Source organism: Sinobaca sp. SA16-1, assembly GCF_059510515.1.
In genome coordinates this window covers 104,024-124,302 of record NZ_JCAKFL010000001.1, presented here as the reverse complement: position 1 = coordinate 124,302, position 20,279 = coordinate 104,024, and the positions used below count along the sequence as shown (strand labels likewise).

Below are 20,279 nucleotides of genomic sequence, written 5' to 3'. Positions count from 1 at the left end.
GGAGGTTTACGTAAGATTTACGCGAGCGAGTATCCGCCGTCGACGACCAGATTGTGTCCATTAATATAGGATGCTTTATCGGAGGAAAGGAAGTAGACGACTTCAGCAATTTCTTTTGGATCGGCCGCTTCCCCGCGGGGGTGTTTTTTCGAGGCTTCGTCAAAGTTGCTTTCTCCTCCATACAGGCGGTGGGCCAGACTTGTGTTGACCGGTCCCGGCGAAATGGCATTAAAGCGCATTTTTTGTTTGGCATGCCTCACAGCAAGTGATTTTGTCATAGCCACCACCCCAGCCTTGGCGCTTGCATAAGCAGGCAGAGCCGAAGGGTATTTTCCATTTCCTACGATCGCTGCGTTGTTAATAATAGAAGCGCCGGCTTTTTTGTCAAAAAGCGGGGTGGCATGCTTGATCATAAGGTAAACACTTTTCAGGTTAGCATCAAACAACGCATTCCAGTCTTCTTCTTTTACACGCTGCAGAGGGCCCAGCGCAAATTCGACCGTGCCGGCGTTGTTAAACAGTACGTCCACTGTTTTATCGGCATCGGCCAGCTCTTGAAAAAACGCTGTGACGTCTTTTTCGCTGCCGGCATCAGCCTGGTGGTAAGTAATGGAGAGATCGCTGTGCTCCTTTTCAAAAGCTCTGCCTTTTTCTGCATTCCGGCCGAGTACATGTACCTCGTATCCTTTTTCCGCAAATAGAACGGCGGTGGCACTGCCTATTCCTGAGGTTCCTCCTGAAATGACTGCTAGCATGGTTATCCATCCCTTCCCATATTTGTATAGTATGTATATACCTTTTGTACAGGAATTGAAAACCTGGCTGATCGATAAACACAAAAAATCCCCCGGCAGGGCCGGAGGATTTTCTGCTGTAGCACAATTACGGATGCAGATAATGTATCTGATCTATAATCGAGGTATGGGGTGGGTAATAATAGTATTCCCACTTTTCAAGAAATTAATCCTTTTTTTATCATATTCTCACATTTGTTTTACGTCGTTCCGTAGAATTCTTTTGCTTTTTCAAGAAAAGACTCTGTAGCGGGAGTCAGCTCATCTTCCTCCACAATGGCATCTACTGGACAGACAACAATACAGGCTCCGCAGTCGATGCAGACATCCGGGTCAATAAAGTACTGGTCCGGACCTTCTTCAATACAGTCTACCGGGCAGACATCGACGCAGTCGCCGGCTTTTTCACCAATACACGGGTCGAGAATAACGAAAGCCATTTTTCCACCCCCTTCATTGATCTTATTGTAACATGGAACATTACTATTTTATGCTATCTATATACCCTTTAACGGATAAAAACCATCTTCTTGTTTATTAGGTGATTTTTCTTTTCCACCCGGTTAAAGGGTTCTTTACATTTAGGAACGGAAAGGTATAATGATGGATACATTGTTAAATGCACAATACATATAAAATTACTTGGTTATTAACAAAAAAGGAGCTTAACGGCATGACCTGGGAAATAATCGCGCTTGCCCTGATCATCATCGTTATGATGGGGGCTCTCATAAAAGAATTAGCTCCTCCTGAAGTGATTTTGCTGCTTGCACTCAGTGTGCTTGTCCTAAGCGGCATTCTTTCTTTGCCTGACGCGTTAACCGGTTTTACGAACCAGGGCATGCTGACCGTAGGGCTGCTTTGTATCGTGGCAGGCTCGGTGCAGCGAAGCGGTCTGGTCGAATCCTTTATTAACCGGATTTTAAGCAAAGGGGAAACGCAGCGGCAGTCTCTTCTCCGTATATTGATTCCCTCTTCTATTTTGTCCGGTTTTTTAAATAATACGCCCATTGTGGCAACTTTTTCTCCACTTGTAAGGCAGTGGTGTGAGCGCCATGACGTATCTCCTTCGAAGTTTCTGCTGCCGCTGTCCTATGCGACAATTACAGGCGGTACGATGACACTCATTGGAACATCTACAAATTTAGTCGTGCACGGCATGCTCGTAGAAAGAGGGTATGACGGGTTTTCTTTTTTTCAGCTCAGTATTATCGGTATTCCTATTACGATTGCTTTAATCATTTTTATTGTGCTGCTCGGACCCGTGCTTCTTCCGGACAGGGTGCCGCCTTCTGATTTTCTTAAAGATGACCGCAAGCGTTTTATGATGGAGTTTATCGTAAAGAATACGGAAACGTATCATTTGAAAACGATCCGTTCCTCCGGTTTATGGACGGAAAAATCCATCGAAATAAAAGATATTTACCGGAAAAACAAACGCCAGCTGCATTGGGATGAGCAGTTTATCCTGCAGGAAGGGGACCGCCTCTGGATCAGAGGCACCCTGGATGCTCTGGCTGCAATGGAACGAAAAGAAGGCATCCGCCATTATTCTTCCGAACAGTACGGCATCGACAAACTAAGGGACGGGGAAAACCGCCTGCTTGAAGTAGTCGTGACCCACTATTCGTCGCTGCTTTTTCAGTCGATCGGATCGATTTCGTTTGCGGATCGGTTTGATGCGCAAGTGGCCGGCGTCCACCGCCACCAGGATGTACAGGAAAGCAGCCTGAATGATATTTCCGTAAAACCGGGAGACACGCTGCTGCTGCTGGCGGGGCCTCAGTTTGAAGAAAAAACCCTTCATCATAATGAATTTACCGTGCTTCTGAAAAAAGAGAACCCTTTTTTTACACTGCCTTCCTGGAAAGCGATCCTCCCGGTCATCCTGATGACGGGAATGGTGATGCTTTCCGCCCTGCAGCTCGTGCCCATTTTCTATGCCGCTCTCGCTGTAACAGGCATTCTGCTGCTGCTGCGCGTCATGACGGTTAAAGAAGCTGTGGATTATATTCCCATTCCGATTCTGCTGGTGATTTCTGCTGCATTTGGAGTGGGGGAAGCGATGCTGCAGACAGGGGCCGCCGCATTCGGAGCGGGGCAGCTGATTAACTGGATTCAGCCGTTTGGGATCATCGGCATCTTTATCGTGATTTATATTATTACCAATCTGTTTACTGAAATGATCACCAATAACGCCGCCGCTATCATTATGCTGCCGATTTCGATAGAAGCCGCAGGGCTTCTCGGCATTGACATTCTGCCGTTGGCAGTCATTGTGGCAATTGCCGCATCGGCCAGTTTTATAACGCCGATCGGCTATCAGACGAACCTGTTTGTATACCACCAGGCCGGATACCGGTTTACCGATTTTATGAGGCTCGGTATTCCCGTCAGCTTTTTTGTTATGTTGATCACGGTAACAATTACGTGGATTGTATGGGTGTAGTACAATAGAAGAACTAGACAAAAAGGAGACTTCATCCATGGCAAGACATCGTACCCTTGAAAAAGAACGGCTTTTCGAAGAAACAGAAAAGCTGCTGCTTGAAGAGGGTTATCATTCCTTTCATTTTCAGGCGCTCTCCAAACGGCTCGGTGTGGCACGGAGTACTATTTATAATTATTATTCAAAAAAAGAAGAGCTGGTCACCGAGTACATGATGTATGTCATTGACCAGATTATGCAGCGCATGGAAAAAGCAGCTGTTATAGAACCTTTCGAAGAAAAGCTCAAAGCCTTTCTCGCCGTATGGATTGATTATGCGGATATTCACCAATCCCTGCAGATTTTACCCGTAATGGACCATCATGCTTCTCCTTTAGTGGAAAGAAATGTAGAACGGCTGTTCAGCTTTTTCGGTGCGCTGAACCGCCATGTGCAACTGCTGATTGAAGAGGGAAAAGCGAGCGGACATATCGACCGGGAACTCTCCGGAACGGCACTGAATGCTATTATTATGTCTCTTGTGAGAGCCCCAAATGCCAGGCTGACCCGGGACGTATGGGTAGATACGATATATGCAGTACTTACAAAAGGAATGAGCCCGGGATAAAATAGTTTCCGCGGCTTCCTTTTTATGTTATAAATGACACAAGCGTCATATTTAAGCAGTCAAAGCGGCTGTTTTCTTTTTCGGAAAAAGGTGACACATGTGTCATTTAAAAGGCACCGCGGATAGAGGATCCGCAGTGCACTAATAATATGTGAGTGTATTGGGATGATAGTAGAGGGGGAATGTCGAAGATATATAGAGGGATTGCTGTCCAGATTTAGATAGGCACTCACATAGAAGACAGCAGAAGAATATCTGTTTAGCTGATGGTTAAGAAAAAACCGGATCTTCCATTGGTTCATCTTCATCTGCCGCAAAGTTATGCAGGACAGACGTTTCTTTTTGAGGCTGTAGTTTTAAAAACCGGACCTGTTCGGCATTTACTTCCACGACGTGTACGCGCTGCTGGTCTTTATTGTCATAGGAACGGGTATGTATCCGTCCTGTTACACCGACAGTGTCACCTTTATGGCAGTAGGATGCTGTGTTTTCTGCCTGCTTTCTCCAGACGGTAACGGGAACAAAGTCAGCTCCGTATTCTCCCTGCTGGTTTTTAAAATGGCGCTGAACGGCCAGGGTGAAACGGCAGACGGCAACTCCTTCTTTTGTATACAATAATTCCGGGTCCTTCGTGAAACGTCCAACCATCGTGACTTGATTAAACATACATAGCTCCTTTATGAAAGTATAGGGTGTTCTGCGTACTTAGATGAACGGATAAGGCAGCGGGTGGGTTCAAAGCTTTAATACTAAAGGGGATAAAATACAGGTGGCGTCCTGCTGGGGTAATACTTGAAGGGGTGGTGCATAGAAACTGCGGGCGCAATAAGGGGGAGGCGTCCGGCAGTACGAACATCAAGCGATAAAGCGTTAACGACTCTCCTTTCTTTTTAAGTTGTCTTTAATATACCAGAAGTTTGGGTAAAAAGCACTACATATTTAATAAAAATTAGGAGGTTTTTTCATGATTGAACAAATCATCAAAAAGCGGAAGATTACTATCCTTTTTTTCATTATGCTCTGTCTTGTCGGGGGGCTGGCGTTTTTGCAGCTCCCGCAGAAAGAAATTCCCGCTATTGATCCACCGGTCGGGCAGATTAACACAGTGTATCCCGGTGCTTCCGCGGAAGCTGTGGAATCGAGCCTCACTAATCCACTGGAGGAAGCAACGGCGGACGTACAGGGCATCGCCGAAGTAACGTCTGTGTCGAGTCCGGGCTTTTCTTCCGTCACTCTGGAGCTGGAGGAAGGCCGCAGTGACACCAGCGAAATATGGACAGAAATTGAAAGAAACATAAACGAAACAGCGCGCAGCTTCCCGGAAGATGCGGAAGCACCGTCCTTCAGCAACAGCACCGGAGGGCAGGGGCTGGCTATTTACCAGGTGACGCTTGATGAAGAGGCTGACCTCGCAGAAGTGCAGCGCTATATCGAGAGCTGGGAACGAAGCTTTACGCAGCTCCCATCCATTACCGAAGTGGGAGTGGAGGGAGACCTGGAGCGCGAGGTTCGTTTTACGCTTGATCCTGAAGCGCTGGCAGACGAAAGCCTTTCTGCCGGACAGGTTATTGGAGCCGTGAGCGGGGAAATGTCGACAGTACCGCCCGGTGAATGGGAAATAGATGGCAGAAATCAACGCGTGGAGCTTCAGAGTGCTTCTACAGCAGACGAGCTTCAGGAGCTTATTATCGGTGCAGACGAAGAAGGAAACAATCTCCTGCTCTCCGATGTGGGAAGCGCAGCGGATACGCTTGTGCCGGCTGTATCGACTGTTTCTCATAATGGACAGCAGGCGTTGTCTTTAACTTATTTCCTGGCAGAAGATGCAAGCGTCCCTGCAGCGCAGGAGGAGCTTGATCCTGTAATGGATGATTTTGAAGCCGGACTTCCGGAGGGAGCAGCATTGGAGGAGCTTTACACCCAGGCGGATCTGGTGTCCGAATTATTTGCTGATCTGGCACTTTCTTTTGCTTTGGCTTTTCTCTCTGTATTTCTTATCTGTGCGATTGGCCTTAATTTCAGTACGGCAGCCGCGGTGGGGATTTCTATTCCTGTATCGTTAACGATTGCAGCGATTGTGCTTCCTTTTGCCAACGTCGGGCTGGATCAGATTTCCCTGATTGCCTTTATTATCTCGCTTGGTATTCTTGTAGATGATGCGATCGTCGTAAACGAAAACATAGATCGGCGCCTGCGGCTGGGGGATTCTCCTTTTCGGGCGGCCACGCTTGGGGTCAGGCAGGTAGCGGTGTCCGTTATCGTATCAACACTGACCGTAGTGTTCACATTTTTCCCGCTGCTGCTGCTGCCGGGATCGGCCGGAGCCTTTATCCGTCCGCTTCCTGTCGTGCTGATTGCGGCAATTATTGCGTCGACTATTGTAGCGTTGACGATTATGCCTTTGTTTCGCGCCGCACAGGAAGAGCGGGCCCTGCGGCGTCCGAAGAAGCGGAAAAAGTATTCGTCCCCGGGTCTTCTCGGCTCATGGATTGATAAAGGGGCCGACATATACAGCGCGAACATACTAAAAAAAGTCGTCAAACGCCCGATATTGTTTTCAGCGGGAGGGCTTCTTCTCGGAACTGCGGCCTATGCGCTGATTCCGTTTACACCGATTGAATTTTTCCCGGACACGGATCGGGAAGAAGTATTTATCGAAGCGTCCCTGGAAGAAGGAACGACGCTTGCCGATACGGAGGAAAAAGCCGAAGAGATTGAAACGTGGCTGCTGGAGCAGGAAGAAATCCGCTCCGTCTCTTCCTATGCAGGAACCGAAGTGCCGAGAATATTTAATTCCGGCAACGGCGGCGGGGAACCTGGAGAAAATGATATGCAGTTTCTGGTGTATATTGATGGAAGCGAAGCGGCCGCCCGGGACATAATGAATACCTGGAATAACGACTGGTCCGGGGAATTCGACGGTATTGTATCAACGAGGGGATCTATCGTGGAGTCCGGTCCTCCAATAGGGGCTCCGATTGCGGTGGAAGTCTCCGGGGAAAACATGGATGATATTCTGCAGACAGCCGAACAGATAGAGCAGATTCTGGCAGACGCAGACGGCGTGCAGGAAACAGAGGCAGACGCTAATAACAATCTCTCTGCTTTGTCCTACGAGGTCGATGAAGAGGCAGCCGCTGATGCCGGCATTGATAAAGAAGCCATCAGCCAGGAGCTCCTTCTGCTTGGAGAAGGAGTGCCGCTTGGCACCATTCAGCAGGGAAACCAGCAGGTGGATATGAGAATATCCTACAATACAGAAGGGACAGTCAGCGAAGAAGACCTGGAGAGCATTGAATTTCCTCCGCAGGCAGAAGGCCCGCCCGCAGACGATGGCGCAGACGCTGTTGCGCTTTCCGAGCTGATTTCCGGGGAGCAGGAAACGTCATTCAGCGCGGTGCCTCATATTGGAACGGAACGGACGGTAACGGTTCGTGCCTATCCGGGCAATGAAAATGTAGAAGATGTGGAAGCTGCAGTGGAAGACCCTATTTTAGAAGCAGGGGAAGCGGCCCCGGGAGTAAACGTATCGATTGGCGGGGAAACATCGGAACGTACAGACGTCTTCATTGATATCGGGCAGATTTTTATTCTCGTCGTTTTCCTGATTTTTATTGTTATTGCGATCCCATTTTATTCGCTTCTGCTGCCGCTTATCGTGTTAAGCGCGGTGTACCTGTCCACAGCCGGCGCGATTCTCGGCCTGTTTCTCACACAGACGGGCCTTGGATTTATGTCAATGATGGGGGCGGTAAGCCTGGCAGGGATTGTTATTAGAAACGGGCTCGTACTGATTGATTTTATCGAGCAGCGCCTCAAGCAGGGGCTTCCGATTGATCAGGCAGTGCAGCAGGCAGGAAAAGAGCGGTTCCGGCCAATACTGCTGACAAGCTTAACGACAGCGGTCGGCCTGCTTCCGATTGCGTTTGGAAACAACCCGCTGTTTCAGCCGCTTGGTATTGCAATTGTGTCCGGCCTGGTCTTTTCGACAATGCTGACGCTGCTTGTTGTGCCGGCGCTGTATATGATTAAGTACAAAGTTGGCAGCAAAAGAAAGAAAAAGCAGGTACCGGCAGCAGATTGAAATATTTCCAAAAAAAAGGTGGTCACTACCGTACGGAAAAAGATATAATACAGAAGAATGCCTCCAGGAATTCACCTGGAGGTTACATAATAGAAAGAAAAAGTAAAAAGGAGGCCTATTCATGAAAGTAAGAAAAGCGATTATACCGGCTGCCGGTCTGGGCACGAGATTTCTGCCAGCAACAAAGGCGCAGCCGAAGGAAATGCTTCCTATCGTAGATAAGCCGACTATTCAATATATCGTGGAAGAAGCGATTGAGTCCGGTATCGAAGACATTATTATTGTCAGCGGGCGCGGCAAGCGCGCAATCGAAGATCACTTTGACAAATCCTACGAATTGGAAGAAACATTGGCGAAAAAGCAGAAATGGGAGCAGCTTGAAGAGGTCCAGGGCATTTCCAATCTGGCCAACATTCACTACATCCGTCAGAAAGAACCTAAAGGCCTCGGCCATGCGATTGCATGTGCGAGCAGCTTCATCGGAGATGAGCCGTTCGCCGTGCTTCTCGGAGACGATATCGTTAAATCAGAGGAGCCCTGCCTTAAGCAGATGATTGAAGTGTATAATGAATACCAGTCTTCTGTAGTAGGTGTCCAGGAAGTAGAAGACAAAGACGTATCCAAATACGGTATTGTAGAGCCGAAAGGCAAGGAATACAAGCCGGGCATTCTTCCATTAGCTGATTTAAAAGAAAAGCCGAAGCTTGAGGATGCGCCGTCAAACTACGCTATTATGGGACGCTACATTCTGAACCCGGAGATTTTTGAGATATTAAAAAATCTGGCACCCGGCTCCGGTAATGAAATTCAACTGACCGATGCCATTAAAGAATTAAACAAAACGCAGGAAGTACTGGCTTATGAATTTACAGGCCAGCGCTACGACGTAGGGGATAAGTTCGGTTTTGTAAAAGCGACCGTTGACTTTGCGCTCGAGCGTGATGATTTGAAAGACGCGGTCCAGGAGTATCTGGAAAGCATGATACCTGCCAGGAAATAGAATATTATAAGTAGTATTTATGCTTTACTACTTATAATTTAATTGAGTTTACATGGAAGCAAGCTACCTGTATAATTCATCTAGATTTAGCAAATTTCAAAGGAGTCCTACGATGAAGAGAATATGTGTAGTTGGTTTAGGATACATAGGGTTACCAACATCTGTAATGTTTTCAAATTATGGCTTTAACGTGCATGGAGTAGACGTTAATCCAAGTACGGTAAAAAGCTTATCTGAAGGAAAAGTCCATATAATAGAACCCGGTATAGAAGAACTTCTTGCAAAAGCCATTGAAAATTCTACATTTACGGTTTCGACCAAGCCCGAAATAGCCGATACTTTTATAATAGCAGTCCCTACTCCTATTAACGAAGATAAAACAGCTGATCTTTCGTACGTTATATCTGCTACAGAAGCGATTGTTCCTTATTTAAAATCAGGTGATCTTGTTATATTAGAGTCTACGGTACCGCCAAGAACAGTAAAAGATATAATGCTGCCGATACTAGAAAAAACAAATTTGATTTTGGGAGAAGAATTGTTTGTTTCACATTCTCCTGAAAAAGTTATTCCGGGTAAAGTAATTAAAGAACTTGTGGAAAATGATAGAATAGTGGGGGGGATTAACCATACCTCCGCAATAAAAACATCTGAACTATATAAAACTTTTGTTAAAGGTGAAATACATCTTACTGATGAAACTACAGCAGAGCTAGTCAAAGTAATGGAAAACACATATAGAGACGTGAATATAGCTTTTGCTAATGAAATGGCAAAAATTAGTGATGCAATTGGAGTAAATGTCTGGGAAGCTATTGAATTTGCTAACTATCATCCGCGAGTTAATATACATTCTCCTGGACCTGGAGTTGGAGGGCATTGTATAGCAGTTGATCCTTGGTTCTTAGTGGAAAAACAACCACAACTAGCTAATATTATCAAATTATCTCGTAATACCAATGACTCTATGCCACAATATACTGCTAAAAAAGTAGTAGATATTTTACGAGAAAATAACTTAAAAAGTGGAAAAGTAGGAGTACTGGGTCTAGCCTTTAAAGCAAATATTGATGACATGAGAGGAAGTCCTTCAATTGATGTTATTAATCATTTGAGAGAAGAATCAGTTGACTTCATAGCTTATGATCCTTATGCAAAAAAACTGGAGTTACCTGAACAAGTAGAAAGTATTGAAGAAGTGTTTGCAAATGCAGAACTCTTATTGATACTAACGGATCACCAAGCTTTCAAGGATTTTGATCCTCATAAACTTAATAAAAATATAAAAGCAAATATTATTTTTGACACTAAGAATTGTTTAAATAGAGTTGATTGGGAAGATAATGATTTTAATTTTTATAAATTAGGAGATTCAAAAGAGTATTAATAAAAATAAACTCGTATTCTCATTATGAGGTACGAGTTTATATCTTTTTATAGGAGGGATATTCAATTGAAAGAACAGATGTTAGGAGTAAACGTTAGTTCAGAGCCGATTGAGGTTTTAATAGAAAAAATCAATACAAACATCATAAAGGAAGAAAAAAGAAGAATTATCGCGATAAATCCTGAAAAAATAATGATGGCTCAAAATAAGAATCAATTTAAAGAACTATTAAATAGCTCTGATTATCAAATACCTGATGGTATTGGAGTTTCAATAGCTTCTAAAATACTAGGTGGAAATATACGCTGGAGAATTACAGGTATTGGAATGATGGAGAATTTATTAACTTTGGCAAACAATAATAAATATAAAGTGTTTTTTTATGGATCTAAAGATAGTATTCTAAATGTTGCAATGAGAAATGTGAAAAAACAATATCCTAATCTACAAATAGCTGGTTTCATTAATGGATATGAAACCGATGAAAACGTAATATTAAAGACAATAAATAATTCTGGAGCAAACATTCTTTTTGTTGCTTTAGGCAGTCCAAAACAAGAAATGTTTATTCAAAAAAATATGGAATTTCTTTCTCCCTCAATTTTTCAAGGAATAGGAGGCAGTATAGATGTTTTAAGTGGGGGCGTTAAAAGAGCTCCTATATTCTTTCAGAAATTTGGTTTGGAATGGTTATATAGATTAATTAATCAACCTTCAAGAATTAAAAGACAATTAGCATTACCAAAATTTTTATTCAAAGTAATAAAAGAATATAAATTAAAAAGAAAATAACTGGAATAAATTAATATATTAAGAATTGTGAAACAATTAAAGAATCTGTAACAAATTATTGAAAAATTGTATTTAAATAAGATGAAAAACGCCTGACGAGGTGTTTTTTTTTTTTTGTTCAATCAAAAATATCTCATATTCATTGCCATACATAAATAATTAACTAGATTAATATAGTGAAAATTGGAATTATTAAAATCTCAAAATTGAATTTAAAGTATTGGTAGTTTATACCTATTTTTGAAATACAGGACTATGAATTAGTTTAAAATAGTTATATCTTCATAGTAGCTGTTTCATTTGTATCATTTATTAGTACATATATTCTACATTCCAGCTATTTTTATAATACTTATGGAGCAGACTATACATAAGAAATGGAGAAAAGTATGATAAGAAATAGTTTTAAGGTTGTTCTTCCAATTCTTGTTGCTCTCATCTTGTTTATTCTTGTTCCTTTGCAAAGTTTCGCCCAGGATCAACGGGTAAGCGGCTCAGATCGTATTGGCACGGCAATTGAGCTTTCTAAGCACGGTTGGGATAAGAGTGGGAGTGTTATTATAGCGAGAGCCGATCACCCAGCGGATGCACTGGCTTCAGCAGGATTAGTAGCCAAAACAGGGGCGCCGGTTCTATTAACGAGCAAAGGCAGTCTGGATTCCCGTCTCACAGCTGAAATCAAGAGACTTGGTGCAAATCAAGTGTACTTGCTCGGTGGTACTGGAGCAATCAGCTCTTCTGTAGAAAGTTCATTAAAGTCACAAGGGGTTAATGTGAAAAGAGTTTCCGGTGATACACGTTATACAACGGCTCAAAGTATTAATAATGAAGCGGGTTTAGGTTCCTCATCTACTGCTATTTTAGTCAACGGGGAGACAATAGCGGATGCGCTAAGTGCTTCAGGAATTGCAGCAAATAAAAATATGCCTATCTATCTCTCACGCACTAACTCTACACCGGTTGCTCTTCCATCTACTGTTAAAAATGTAGTGATTTTTGGAGGAACAGCGGCAATTAGTTCCTCTGTAGAACAGAATTTGAAATCCCAGGGTAAATCAGTACAGCGCATTTCAGGTGCAGATAGATATGAAACAAGTGTCAATGCTGCTAAATGGGCTAATCTTTCAGGTAAGCACAATCTAGTAGTTAGAGGTACTTCAGTAAAAAGTGGAGCTGAAGATTATCCAGATGCTGTAGCATCTGCGGGTTTATCCAAAAAACTTGGAGCTCCTGTGATATTGAGCCACCACAACAGCCCATCTAGTGTAACTAAAAACTACATTAGTTCTTCAAGCAAAACAAACTTAGTTTTAGGCGGTACGAATGCTATTTCCGATAGAGCGTTAAACGAGCTTAACGTCTCCCTTTCCGACGGCGGAAATCCGAATCCAGGAAATGACAGCTCTTTAACTTCTGCAACTATTAATTCTCCATATGAAATCAACGTGCGAAGCGTCGCAAATTGGAGCGCTGATATTCTAGGCACAGTGAAAAACGGTCAAGGTGTCGAAGTATATGAAGTAAAAGATGGCTGGGCTAAACTTAAATTTGGAAATTCAGCCGGATTTATTCCAGCAAACTATGTTAATCTCACTGGGGGCTCGCCACAGCCTGAGCCATCTGTTTTAGCCGGCCAGGTCATCGCTATTGATGCAGGGCACGGTGGAAATGATCCCGGTGCAGTAGCTAATGGTCTTCAAGAAAAAGAACTTAATTTAAATGTAGCGCTTCGTGTCGAGAAAAGGTTAAAAGACCTTGGAGCAACGGTCATTATGACAAGAAAGACAGATACATTTATCGAACTTGGTCAGCGTGCCAGAATTGCAAATGACGCAAAAGCATCTTCATTTATCAGTATTCACGGTAACGCGGCCACTGCTGCGGCAAGTGGAACAGAAACGTTCCATCATCCAACAAGTACAGAAGGCAGAAAGCTTGCAACTGCTCTTCAAACAGAATTGATTGAAGAATTAAGCACTACAAACCGCGGTGTAAAAAACAACAATTTTGCCGTGCTTCGTCTTACAAACATGCCTGCAGCTCTTGTAGAATTAGGATTTCTAACTAATGCTGCTGAAGCACAAAGGTTAAAAACAAATGATTTCAGAGAAAAGTCTGCTATTGCAATTGTAAACGGTCTTGAGACGTATTACGGAAGTAAATAAAAGGCAGGAAAAGAGAGAAGCTGTCTGCTTCTCTCTTTTTTTATAATCATCAAGGTAGTATTTAAAAGGGTGGTAATTTATTGAAAAAAACAACTTGGCAAATAAGCGCAGCACTGACAGCAGGTTTCTTTTTTTTCCCAGCGGCAGCCGACGCAGAAGAAAAAGAAATTTACATAGAATATGAAGATCATGGAATAGAAGAATCGATAGGACTTGAATCTGTAGAACAACAAAGAGTAGAAACGGTAAGTGTTCCAGAAGAAGAGTATGAAGAAACGCTGGAAGATCTCGAGAATAGTGAAGAAATAAAATTTGTCGAAGAAGAAATTTACTACGACTACACAAAACTACCCAATGATCCTCTTCTTTCAAAGCAGAAAATCAACTTTGAAAAAATAGGCGGATACGGATCCTGGAAGAACTATACGCCGGCATATACGCCTACAATAGCAGTGCTTGATTCAGGTCTGCAGATTACTCATCCGGATATTAGTAAAGCAGTAGTAAAGCCATTCAATGTGGTAGACCAGTCAACAAATGTTAGAGATTTAGTCGGTCATGGCACTCATGTAGCCGGCACGGCAGGAGCAGCTACTAATAATGGAGTTGGCGTTGCATCATTAGTAAAAAATGCAAAAATTATGCCGATAAAAGTAGGAGAGGCTACTAATATTACAAATATGAATATTGCAAGAGGTATTCACTACGCTATTGATAACAAGGCAGATATTATCAATTTAAGTTTAGGAGGGCCTACTTCATCGGTAGTGGTACAGGATGCTTTAAATAGAGCAACCAATAACGGAATTCTAGTAGTGGCTGCAGCCGGTAATAATAGTTCATCTAATAAATTTTATCCGGCTGCCAATAATGGCGTGCTGTCCGTATCTGCTGTTGATGACAAAACAAACAATATTGCAGGCTACTCAAATTACGGGTCCTGGGTTGACGTTTCAGCGCCGGGCACGAACACCTGGAGTACTTGTACGAAGGGTTCCCTGTTTCCATTTACAAATTGCAGTCAGTCCTCCCCATACATTCAATCCAGTGGAACCAGCATGGCTGCGCCAATGGTTTCCTCTATGGCTGGAATGCTGATAAGCGAAGACCGTAAGCTTACTAACTACCAATTACGTTATTTGATAGAAAGCGCGGCTAATACAAAGATAGGGGATAATCAAAAAATAAAACACGGGCTTACAAGCGCAGAAAAGGCTCAAACTTTGTACAAAGATGAGAACAGGCTGTACGGAGCATCTTCTATAAAGACATCTAATGAAATCGCGCTGCAGGGATGGGATGGAGTAAGAGAAACCACGCTTTCTAAAGCCTCCGGCGTATTAGAGGGCTCTCCTGCACAAGGACGGTTTGCCATTATTGCAAACAATCAATCATTTGCGGACAGTCTTGCCGCAAGCGGACTGGCCGATAGAATTGATGCTCCGCTGCTTCTTACTTCCCCGCAGCGGCTGGATGCTTCAACGATAGAAACGATGAAAAAATTAAACATAACGAATGTGATCCTGCTCGGCGGGTTTAATGCTATTTCACCCAAAGTGGAAGAATCTATTCAAGCCAACGGATTTCAATCGATGCGCCTGCGTGGAAGTACCCGCTACGAAACAGCTTCGGCGATTAATGATTATGTAGCTGTGCCTGAAGGAGAAGTAATTGTGGCTTCCGGAGAAAATTTCCCGGATGCCTTGGCTGTATCGAGTTATGCTGCCAAAAAAGGGATCCCGATTGTGTTTGTGCAAAAGAATGCTGTCCCAGAAGCAACTAAAGAATTTTTAGATAAATACAACTTCAGTAAAGCCTACGTGATTGGCGGCACAAATGCTGTATCTGAAGCGGTGGCAGCGCAGCTTCCACAGGCAGAACGGATCTCAGGAAGCAACCGGTATGAGACAGCTATTAAAGTGCATGAATATTTTAAGGGCACGCTTACTTCAGATAATCTGCTGGTCGCAACGGGATCTAATTTCCCGGATGCTTTAGCTGGTGGAGTAATGGGAGCCAAAACAAACACACCTATGATATTTGTGGAAAAAAATAAAGTTCCGAAAGTTTCTTCTGATTTTATTGCGAATGACAGAACGTTTCGATCATTTACCGTTTTAGGCGGTACGGCGGCAGTCAGCTCCAGTACAAAGTGGGAAATTGATAAACAAATTTACAATAGTTATTACGAAGATAGATACGAAGCAGGCAGTGAAACACAGGCAGTGAAAAATTAAAGGGGGATATTGAAATTGAAAAAAGGAATAAAATGGACGGCCGCATGTGCTTCCGTCGCAGCTTTTCTTCAACTCTTACCAGCATCGGCACAGGCAGAAACGGCAATGGAAGAAATAACAATCGAACAAGACAGCTCCGAAAGTATGGAAAAAGGAGAAGCTTTTTCGCTTCAGGTACGTAATGTATCTAATAAAGGCATCTTGGAAGTCAATGGAGAAAACGTTCAAACAATAGAAAACGGCTATGTCGAAAAAGTTATTTATACAGAAGAGGAAGAAGCTTCATTTGTAACAGTGCTATCGCGTTATCAAGGGAATGGCAATATTATGAATGTAGATATTTATAAATGGAATGAAGAAAAGCTGGATTCTATTTATGAAGAAGAAGATATTATGAGCGGTTCTTTAGTAATAGAAGAGGATTCCATTGTAATCGGCAGACCTGATTTGGAGACAGCGGAAAGCCAGGCTGTACCTGAAAAGGTAGAAGCCAATACTATTACTTTCAATGAAGGAGAAATGAGTGAGTCCGGATTTGAAGAAATGAGTGTGGAAAGTTTTACTCAGTCGTATACAGAAGACGCCGGGGAGATGAATGCACTGGCTAATTACGAAAATCCATCTTTTATGGAAATTAATGCCCTGCTAACAAGAAAAGCCAATCAGCACGGAATTCCACCCGAGTTGTTAAAGGCAATCGCCTGGCAGGAGAGTACATGGAGACAATATGTGAATGGAGCTCCACTTATCGGCTTTGATGGAAAAGGAATTGGTCTTATGCAGGTGACACCGGGGTATACAGGTCTGCCCGAAGATGGAACTCCCGAGTTTGAGCAAAGGCTGAAAACGGATATTGAATATAACATTGACAAAGGGATTGAAATTCTTCTGCAAAAATGGAATTGGACAGGCAATATTATTCCAAAAGTAAATGACGGTTCCAAAGAAGTAGTCGACAACTGGTATTTTGCTTTAATAGCCTACAACGGTATTTCCAGAATAAATGACCCCCGGGAAAGATCTAATACGTATCAGGCAAAAATATTTGAACATATGAATGGAGATATGGGCAGCCTTGGATTAAAAGCATTTCCCGAAAACACGTTGAACATAAAATACACAAATCCCAACAGCCCAAATCTAATGATTTTTACCGATAAGATGCATTATCAGACTACGGCTCCATATACACGTTCTAAAGAAAACTATAAAAAAGACGATGTGGTGGCACCAAGAGCATCAGTAAACATGAGAAGTACTCCAGGAGGAGCAGTAACCGGCACACTTGGAGCAGGTCAGCTGGCTGTAGTAACGCAGCCTATTTCCTATCAGAATAACAGGTTAGTCCATCACGGCTGGTATCAGGTAAGAAATGCTTCCGGAAATACAGGTTACGTGCCTGCAAGCTATCTTTCTCCTCAGCGTCTTTCAGGACCAACAAGATATGATACGGCAGTAGAAATTTCAAAAAATGGCTGGATGCAGGCTGAAACAGTCGTTATTGCTACGGGACAAGATTTCCCTGATGCGCTTGCCGGAACGCCCTTAGCCTACAAATTAAACGCTCCTATTCTTCTCAGCGGCTCAAATGCCCTTCCCGCTCAGACAGAAGCAGAGATTAATCGGCTTAATGCAAAAAATATTGTGATTTTAGGCGGAACTCAGGCAGTGTCAAGCAGAGTGGAAACCAAGCTCAGAAGTATGGGTAAGTCTGTAGAAAGAATTTCAGGACCGACCCGCTACGCCACAGCAGGTTTGATTGCAGACCGCATAGGCAGCTCCAGCGAATACATCGTAGCGAACGGAAATTCCTATCCAGATGCTTTATCGATCGCTCCACACGCTGCACGTCAGGGAATTCCGATTCTACTTACAAGAGAAAATTCGGTCCCGTCAGAAACCTCAGCTAAATTGAGAAACAGCAGAAGCACAATAGTAGTCGGTGGAACAAGTATGGTAAGCAACAGTGTATTCAATTCTTTATCCAATCCTAAACGTATCAGCGGATCTACAAGATATGGGACTGCTGCTGCAGTAATCAATGAGCTGAACAGCCCTAAAGAAACAGGACTGATAGTTAGTGGAGAAAATTTCCCGGATGCTCTCACAGGATCAGTGCTCGCTGCCAAACAAAACGGATCACTCCTTTTAACAAGATCCAACAGTATCCCGGCAGAAACGTCTTCTTTAACGGGAAGCAGTTCTTTCCAAATGGTTAAAGCATTAGGCGGCACAAGTGCTGTAAGTACAAACACGGTTGTGAATTTCACAAGATAACCCAAATAGACTGCTCTTTATGGTAAATTAATAACATAAAGAGCAGTTTTTTTATGAGCGAATACATAGAAATGAGTGAAAAAATGAGAATTTTAATAATAAGCAATATGTATCCAACACAGGAATACCCGACTTTCGGGATTTTTGTAAAAAATCAAACAAAAGAACTTTCTGCTTTAGGTCATACTGTTGACGTTATTTCAAATAACAATCCAAAAATGGGAAAGAAAGAGCTGCTGAAAAAATACAGCACCTGGATGCTGCAATTTGTCGGACCCTATCTAAAAAAAAGCGGAAACTACGATGTCATTCATGCTCACTATGCTTTTCCGTCCGGGGCTATCGCAAGAATAATGGCAAAAAGGCTTAATATTCCCTACGTAGTCACCTGCCATGGCGGTGACTTGAATAAAATGGCTAATATTAATTCATTTTTAAAAAAACAGACAAGAAAAGTGTTGGAGGAGGCTTCGCAGGTTATAGTGGTCGGCGAAGATCTAAAAGACAAGGTTCTCAATGAATACCAGATTCCACAGAAAAAAGTTTCTCTTTATAGTATGGGAGTCGATTTAAAGACTTTTTATCCTGTTCCGAAACCTGAAGCAAAAGATAAAGTGGGTTTCACTAAAGAACGGCAGCATCTACTGTATGTAGGGAATTTAATTGAAGAAAAAGGGGTAATGGATCTTATAGAAGCTTTTCAGATTATTCATGAGAAAAACAACAACGCAGTTCTTCATTTGGTAGGACAGGATAAACAAGGTTTTTATCTGGAGTTGCTAAAAAACAAAGTATCAGCATATCGTTTATCGGAAGCTGTGCATTTTCATGGTCCTAAACCGTACGAAGAGCTTAAAAACTGGATGTCGGCCGCTGATGTATTTATTCTGCCTTCTCACATTGAAGGGTTTGGATTAGTAGCAGTAGAAGCCATGGCTTGTGAAACACCGGTCATTGGAACAAAAACGGGGGGACTTTATCACTTATTAAAAAATGGGGCAGGTATGCTTACTACTCCAAAAAAGCCGCAGGAGCTGGCAGAGAAGGTTAATTTACTTTTATCTGACCCAGTTTTAAAAGAAAAAATAATTAAAAAAGGTCTTTTGAAAGCAAAAGAAAATAATGCTGCACAAATTGCAGAGGAAATTGTTGAGATTTATAGAAATAATAAGTAAGTTGTGTAACTAAAATATTCATTTCCCGTCTAATGTAGTGGCTTCTGAAAAAAAAGATAAAATTCAATAGAGTGTTCTTAACAGCTCTGGGCCTATGTTACAATAAATAGATCTGTAAAAATTGATCTTAATACAACTTAAAATGTTTTTAAATGAGGAGGATCTTAATGATCACTGCCATTGCATTGATTAGCTGCTTTATGATTTCATTGCTCTTAACTCCGGTAGTGAAAAGAATTGCTTTTCGCATTGGGGCAACAGACAGTCCTAACCAAAGAAAAGTGCATAATAAAGCGATGGCAAGACTCGGCGGCATTGCAATATATGCAGCGTTCTTAATAGGCCTTTTAATTTTGCAGCCGGAAAGCACCTATCTTCCTTATATTTTAGCAGCTGGCGCTATTATAATTATCACCGGGGTGCTTGATGACATTATCGAGTTGTCAGCAAAGTATAAGCTTTTAGGACAGATAACTGCTGCCGTTATTGTGATCGTAGGTGGAGTTCAGATTGATTTTATCAATCTGCCTTTTGGAGGTTCATTGCAGCTTGGATGGTTAAGCATTCCAATAACGCTTCTGTGGATTGTAGGTATTACAAACGCCATTAACCTAATAGACGGTCTTGATGGACTTGCAGCAGGCGTATCTTCTATTGTATTGGCGACTATTTCTGTCCTGGCTATTATTCAGGGAGACATCTTTATTGTCGCTATGGGTATTGCACTTTTAGGTGGAACACTAGGTTTTCTCGTGCATAACTTTAATCCAGCAAAAATTTTCATGGGGGATACCGGGGCCCTGTTTTTAGGTTTTATGATTGCCGTTATTTCGTTACTTGGATTTAAAAATGTAACTATTTTCTCATTAGTGGTACCGGTTATTATTCTGGCCGTTCCGATTTCTGATACATTCTTTGCTATAATCAGACGGATTGTACACAGACAGCCGCTTTCATCACCAGATAAATCACACTTGCACCACTGTTTATTGAATCTGGGTTATTCCCATAAACAGACTGTTTTAATTATATATGGGATCAGTGCTATGTTCAGTTTGTCTGCTGTTATATTTACATTATCGACACTCTGGGTTTCTGTAGTGCTTATTACACTGATGCTGATTGCAGTAGAGATTTTAGCTGAACAAGTAGGACTTGTGAGCAAAAAGTATCGTCCATTTCTTAACTTAATGGACAAAATTTATAATTTCCCAAAAAAACTTTAATAAAATTTAACAGCGGCTTACGCTGTTTTTTTCTATGAAGATAAAGAATTTTAATATTCTATTTTGTTAAGGATTAGTTGCAAAAA

At 42.5% G+C, this 20,279-nt stretch carries 14 protein-coding genes; 11 read left to right on the top strand and 3 right to left on the bottom strand.

The features are described from left to right. Positions 1-17: 17 nt before the first annotated feature. Positions 18-755: an SDR family NAD(P)-dependent oxidoreductase gene (locus tag AC5W2J_RS00570; protein WP_496057534.1), complete on the bottom strand. Its 738-nt coding sequence runs from the start codon at positions 753-755 to the stop codon at positions 18-20. Between the two features lie 239 nt (positions 756-994). Continuing rightward, positions 995-1,234, bottom strand: coding sequence for a 4Fe-4S ferredoxin (fdxA, locus tag AC5W2J_RS00565; protein ID WP_496057533.1), 240 nt, complete (start codon positions 1,232-1,234; stop codon positions 995-997). Positions 1,235-1,467: 233 nt separating this feature from the next. Between fdxA and AC5W2J_RS00560 the strand changes: the two genes are divergently transcribed. Then, a complete protein-coding gene (locus tag AC5W2J_RS00560; RefSeq protein ID WP_496057532.1) occupies positions 1,468-3,243 on the top strand; it encodes an SLC13 family permease in 1,776 nt (591 codons plus the stop codon). A 37-nt stretch (positions 3,244-3,280) separates the two neighbouring features. Then, positions 3,281-3,850 carry a TetR/AcrR family transcriptional regulator gene (locus tag AC5W2J_RS00555; RefSeq protein WP_496057531.1) on the top strand — a complete coding sequence of 190 codons (570 nt, stop codon included), beginning with the start codon at positions 3,281-3,283 and terminating at the stop codon, positions 3,848-3,850. 270 nt (positions 3,851-4,120) lie between these two features. Here AC5W2J_RS00555 and AC5W2J_RS00550 read toward each other — a convergent pair whose 3' ends face one another. Next, positions 4,121-4,516, bottom strand: a complete 396-nt coding sequence (locus tag AC5W2J_RS00550; RefSeq protein ID WP_496057530.1) for a single-stranded DNA-binding protein — start codon at positions 4,514-4,516, stop codon at positions 4,121-4,123. A gap of 298 nt (positions 4,517-4,814) precedes the next feature. Between AC5W2J_RS00550 and AC5W2J_RS00545 the strand changes: the two genes are divergently transcribed. The 9 genes from AC5W2J_RS00545 (at position 4,815) to AC5W2J_RS00505 (ending at position 20,193) form a co-directional block, all read left to right on the top strand. Further along, complete coding sequence (locus tag AC5W2J_RS00545; protein ID WP_496057529.1) at positions 4,815-7,934, top strand: efflux RND transporter permease subunit; 3,120 nt, start codon at positions 4,815-4,817, stop codon at positions 7,932-7,934. A gap of 121 nt (positions 7,935-8,055) precedes the next feature. Beyond that, a complete protein-coding gene (galU, locus tag AC5W2J_RS00540; protein ID WP_496057528.1) occupies positions 8,056-8,934 on the top strand; it encodes a UTP--glucose-1-phosphate uridylyltransferase GalU in 879 nt (292 codons plus the stop codon). 112 nt (positions 8,935-9,046) lie between these two features. Further along, entirely contained in the window at positions 9,047-10,321 is a 1,275-nt protein-coding gene (locus AC5W2J_RS00535; protein WP_496057527.1) for a nucleotide sugar dehydrogenase, read from the top strand. 66 nt (positions 10,322-10,387) lie between these two features. Beyond that, on the top strand, positions 10,388-11,113 hold the full coding sequence (locus AC5W2J_RS00530) for a WecB/TagA/CpsF family glycosyltransferase (RefSeq protein ID WP_496057526.1): 726 nt from the start codon (positions 10,388-10,390) through the stop codon (positions 11,111-11,113). A gap of 377 nt (positions 11,114-11,490) precedes the next feature. After that, entirely contained in the window at positions 11,491-13,278 is a 1,788-nt protein-coding gene (locus AC5W2J_RS00525; RefSeq protein ID WP_496057525.1) for an N-acetylmuramoyl-L-alanine amidase, read from the top strand. Between the two features lie 80 nt (positions 13,279-13,358). Continuing rightward, complete coding sequence (locus tag AC5W2J_RS00520) at positions 13,359-15,515, top strand: S8 family serine peptidase (RefSeq protein ID WP_496057524.1); 2,157 nt, start codon at positions 13,359-13,361, stop codon at positions 15,513-15,515. Between the two features lie 15 nt (positions 15,516-15,530). Continuing rightward, on the top strand, positions 15,531-17,792 hold the full coding sequence (locus AC5W2J_RS00515; protein ID WP_496057523.1) for a cell wall-binding repeat-containing protein: 2,262 nt from the start codon (positions 15,531-15,533) through the stop codon (positions 17,790-17,792). A gap of 71 nt (positions 17,793-17,863) precedes the next feature. Next, positions 17,864-18,967 (top strand): glycosyltransferase, encoded by a 1,104-nt coding sequence (locus AC5W2J_RS00510; RefSeq protein WP_496057522.1) that lies wholly within the window; start codon positions 17,864-17,866, stop codon positions 18,965-18,967. A gap of 167 nt (positions 18,968-19,134) precedes the next feature. Next, positions 19,135-20,193 carry a glycosyltransferase family 4 protein gene (locus AC5W2J_RS00505; RefSeq protein ID WP_496057521.1) on the top strand — a complete coding sequence of 353 codons (1,059 nt, stop codon included), beginning with the start codon at positions 19,135-19,137 and terminating at the stop codon, positions 20,191-20,193. The last annotated feature ends 86 nt before the right edge of the window (positions 20,194-20,279 follow it).

What these genes read in the sequence shown, in the direction of transcription:
- AC5W2J_RS00560 (WP_496057532.1), top strand. Translation starts at nt 1,468, where the DNA reads ATGACCTGGGAAATAATCGCGCTTGCCCTGATCATCATCGTTATGATG.
- AC5W2J_RS00570 (WP_496057534.1), bottom strand. Translation starts at nt 755, where the DNA reads ATGCTAGCAGTCATTTCAGGAGGAACCTCAGGAATAGGCAGTGCCACC.
- AC5W2J_RS00550 (WP_496057530.1), bottom strand. Translation starts at nt 4,516, where the DNA reads ATGTTTAATCAAGTCACGATGGTTGGACGTTTCACGAAGGACCCGGAA.
- AC5W2J_RS00510 (WP_496057522.1), top strand. Translation starts at nt 17,864, where the DNA reads ATGAGTGAAAAAATGAGAATTTTAATAATAAGCAATATGTATCCAACA.
- AC5W2J_RS00545 (WP_496057529.1), top strand. Translation starts at nt 4,815, where the DNA reads ATGATTGAACAAATCATCAAAAAGCGGAAGATTACTATCCTTTTTTTC.
- AC5W2J_RS00505 (WP_496057521.1), top strand. Translation starts at nt 19,135, where the DNA reads ATGATCACTGCCATTGCATTGATTAGCTGCTTTATGATTTCATTGCTC.
- AC5W2J_RS00535 (WP_496057527.1), top strand. Translation starts at nt 9,047, where the DNA reads ATGAAGAGAATATGTGTAGTTGGTTTAGGATACATAGGGTTACCAACA.
- AC5W2J_RS00525 (WP_496057525.1), top strand. Translation starts at nt 11,491, where the DNA reads ATGGAGAAAAGTATGATAAGAAATAGTTTTAAGGTTGTTCTTCCAATT.
- galU (WP_496057528.1), top strand. Translation starts at nt 8,056, where the DNA reads ATGAAAGTAAGAAAAGCGATTATACCGGCTGCCGGTCTGGGCACGAGA.
- AC5W2J_RS00555 (WP_496057531.1), top strand. Translation starts at nt 3,281, where the DNA reads ATGGCAAGACATCGTACCCTTGAAAAAGAACGGCTTTTCGAAGAAACA.
- fdxA (WP_496057533.1), bottom strand. Translation starts at nt 1,234, where the DNA reads ATGGCTTTCGTTATTCTCGACCCGTGTATTGGTGAAAAAGCCGGCGAC.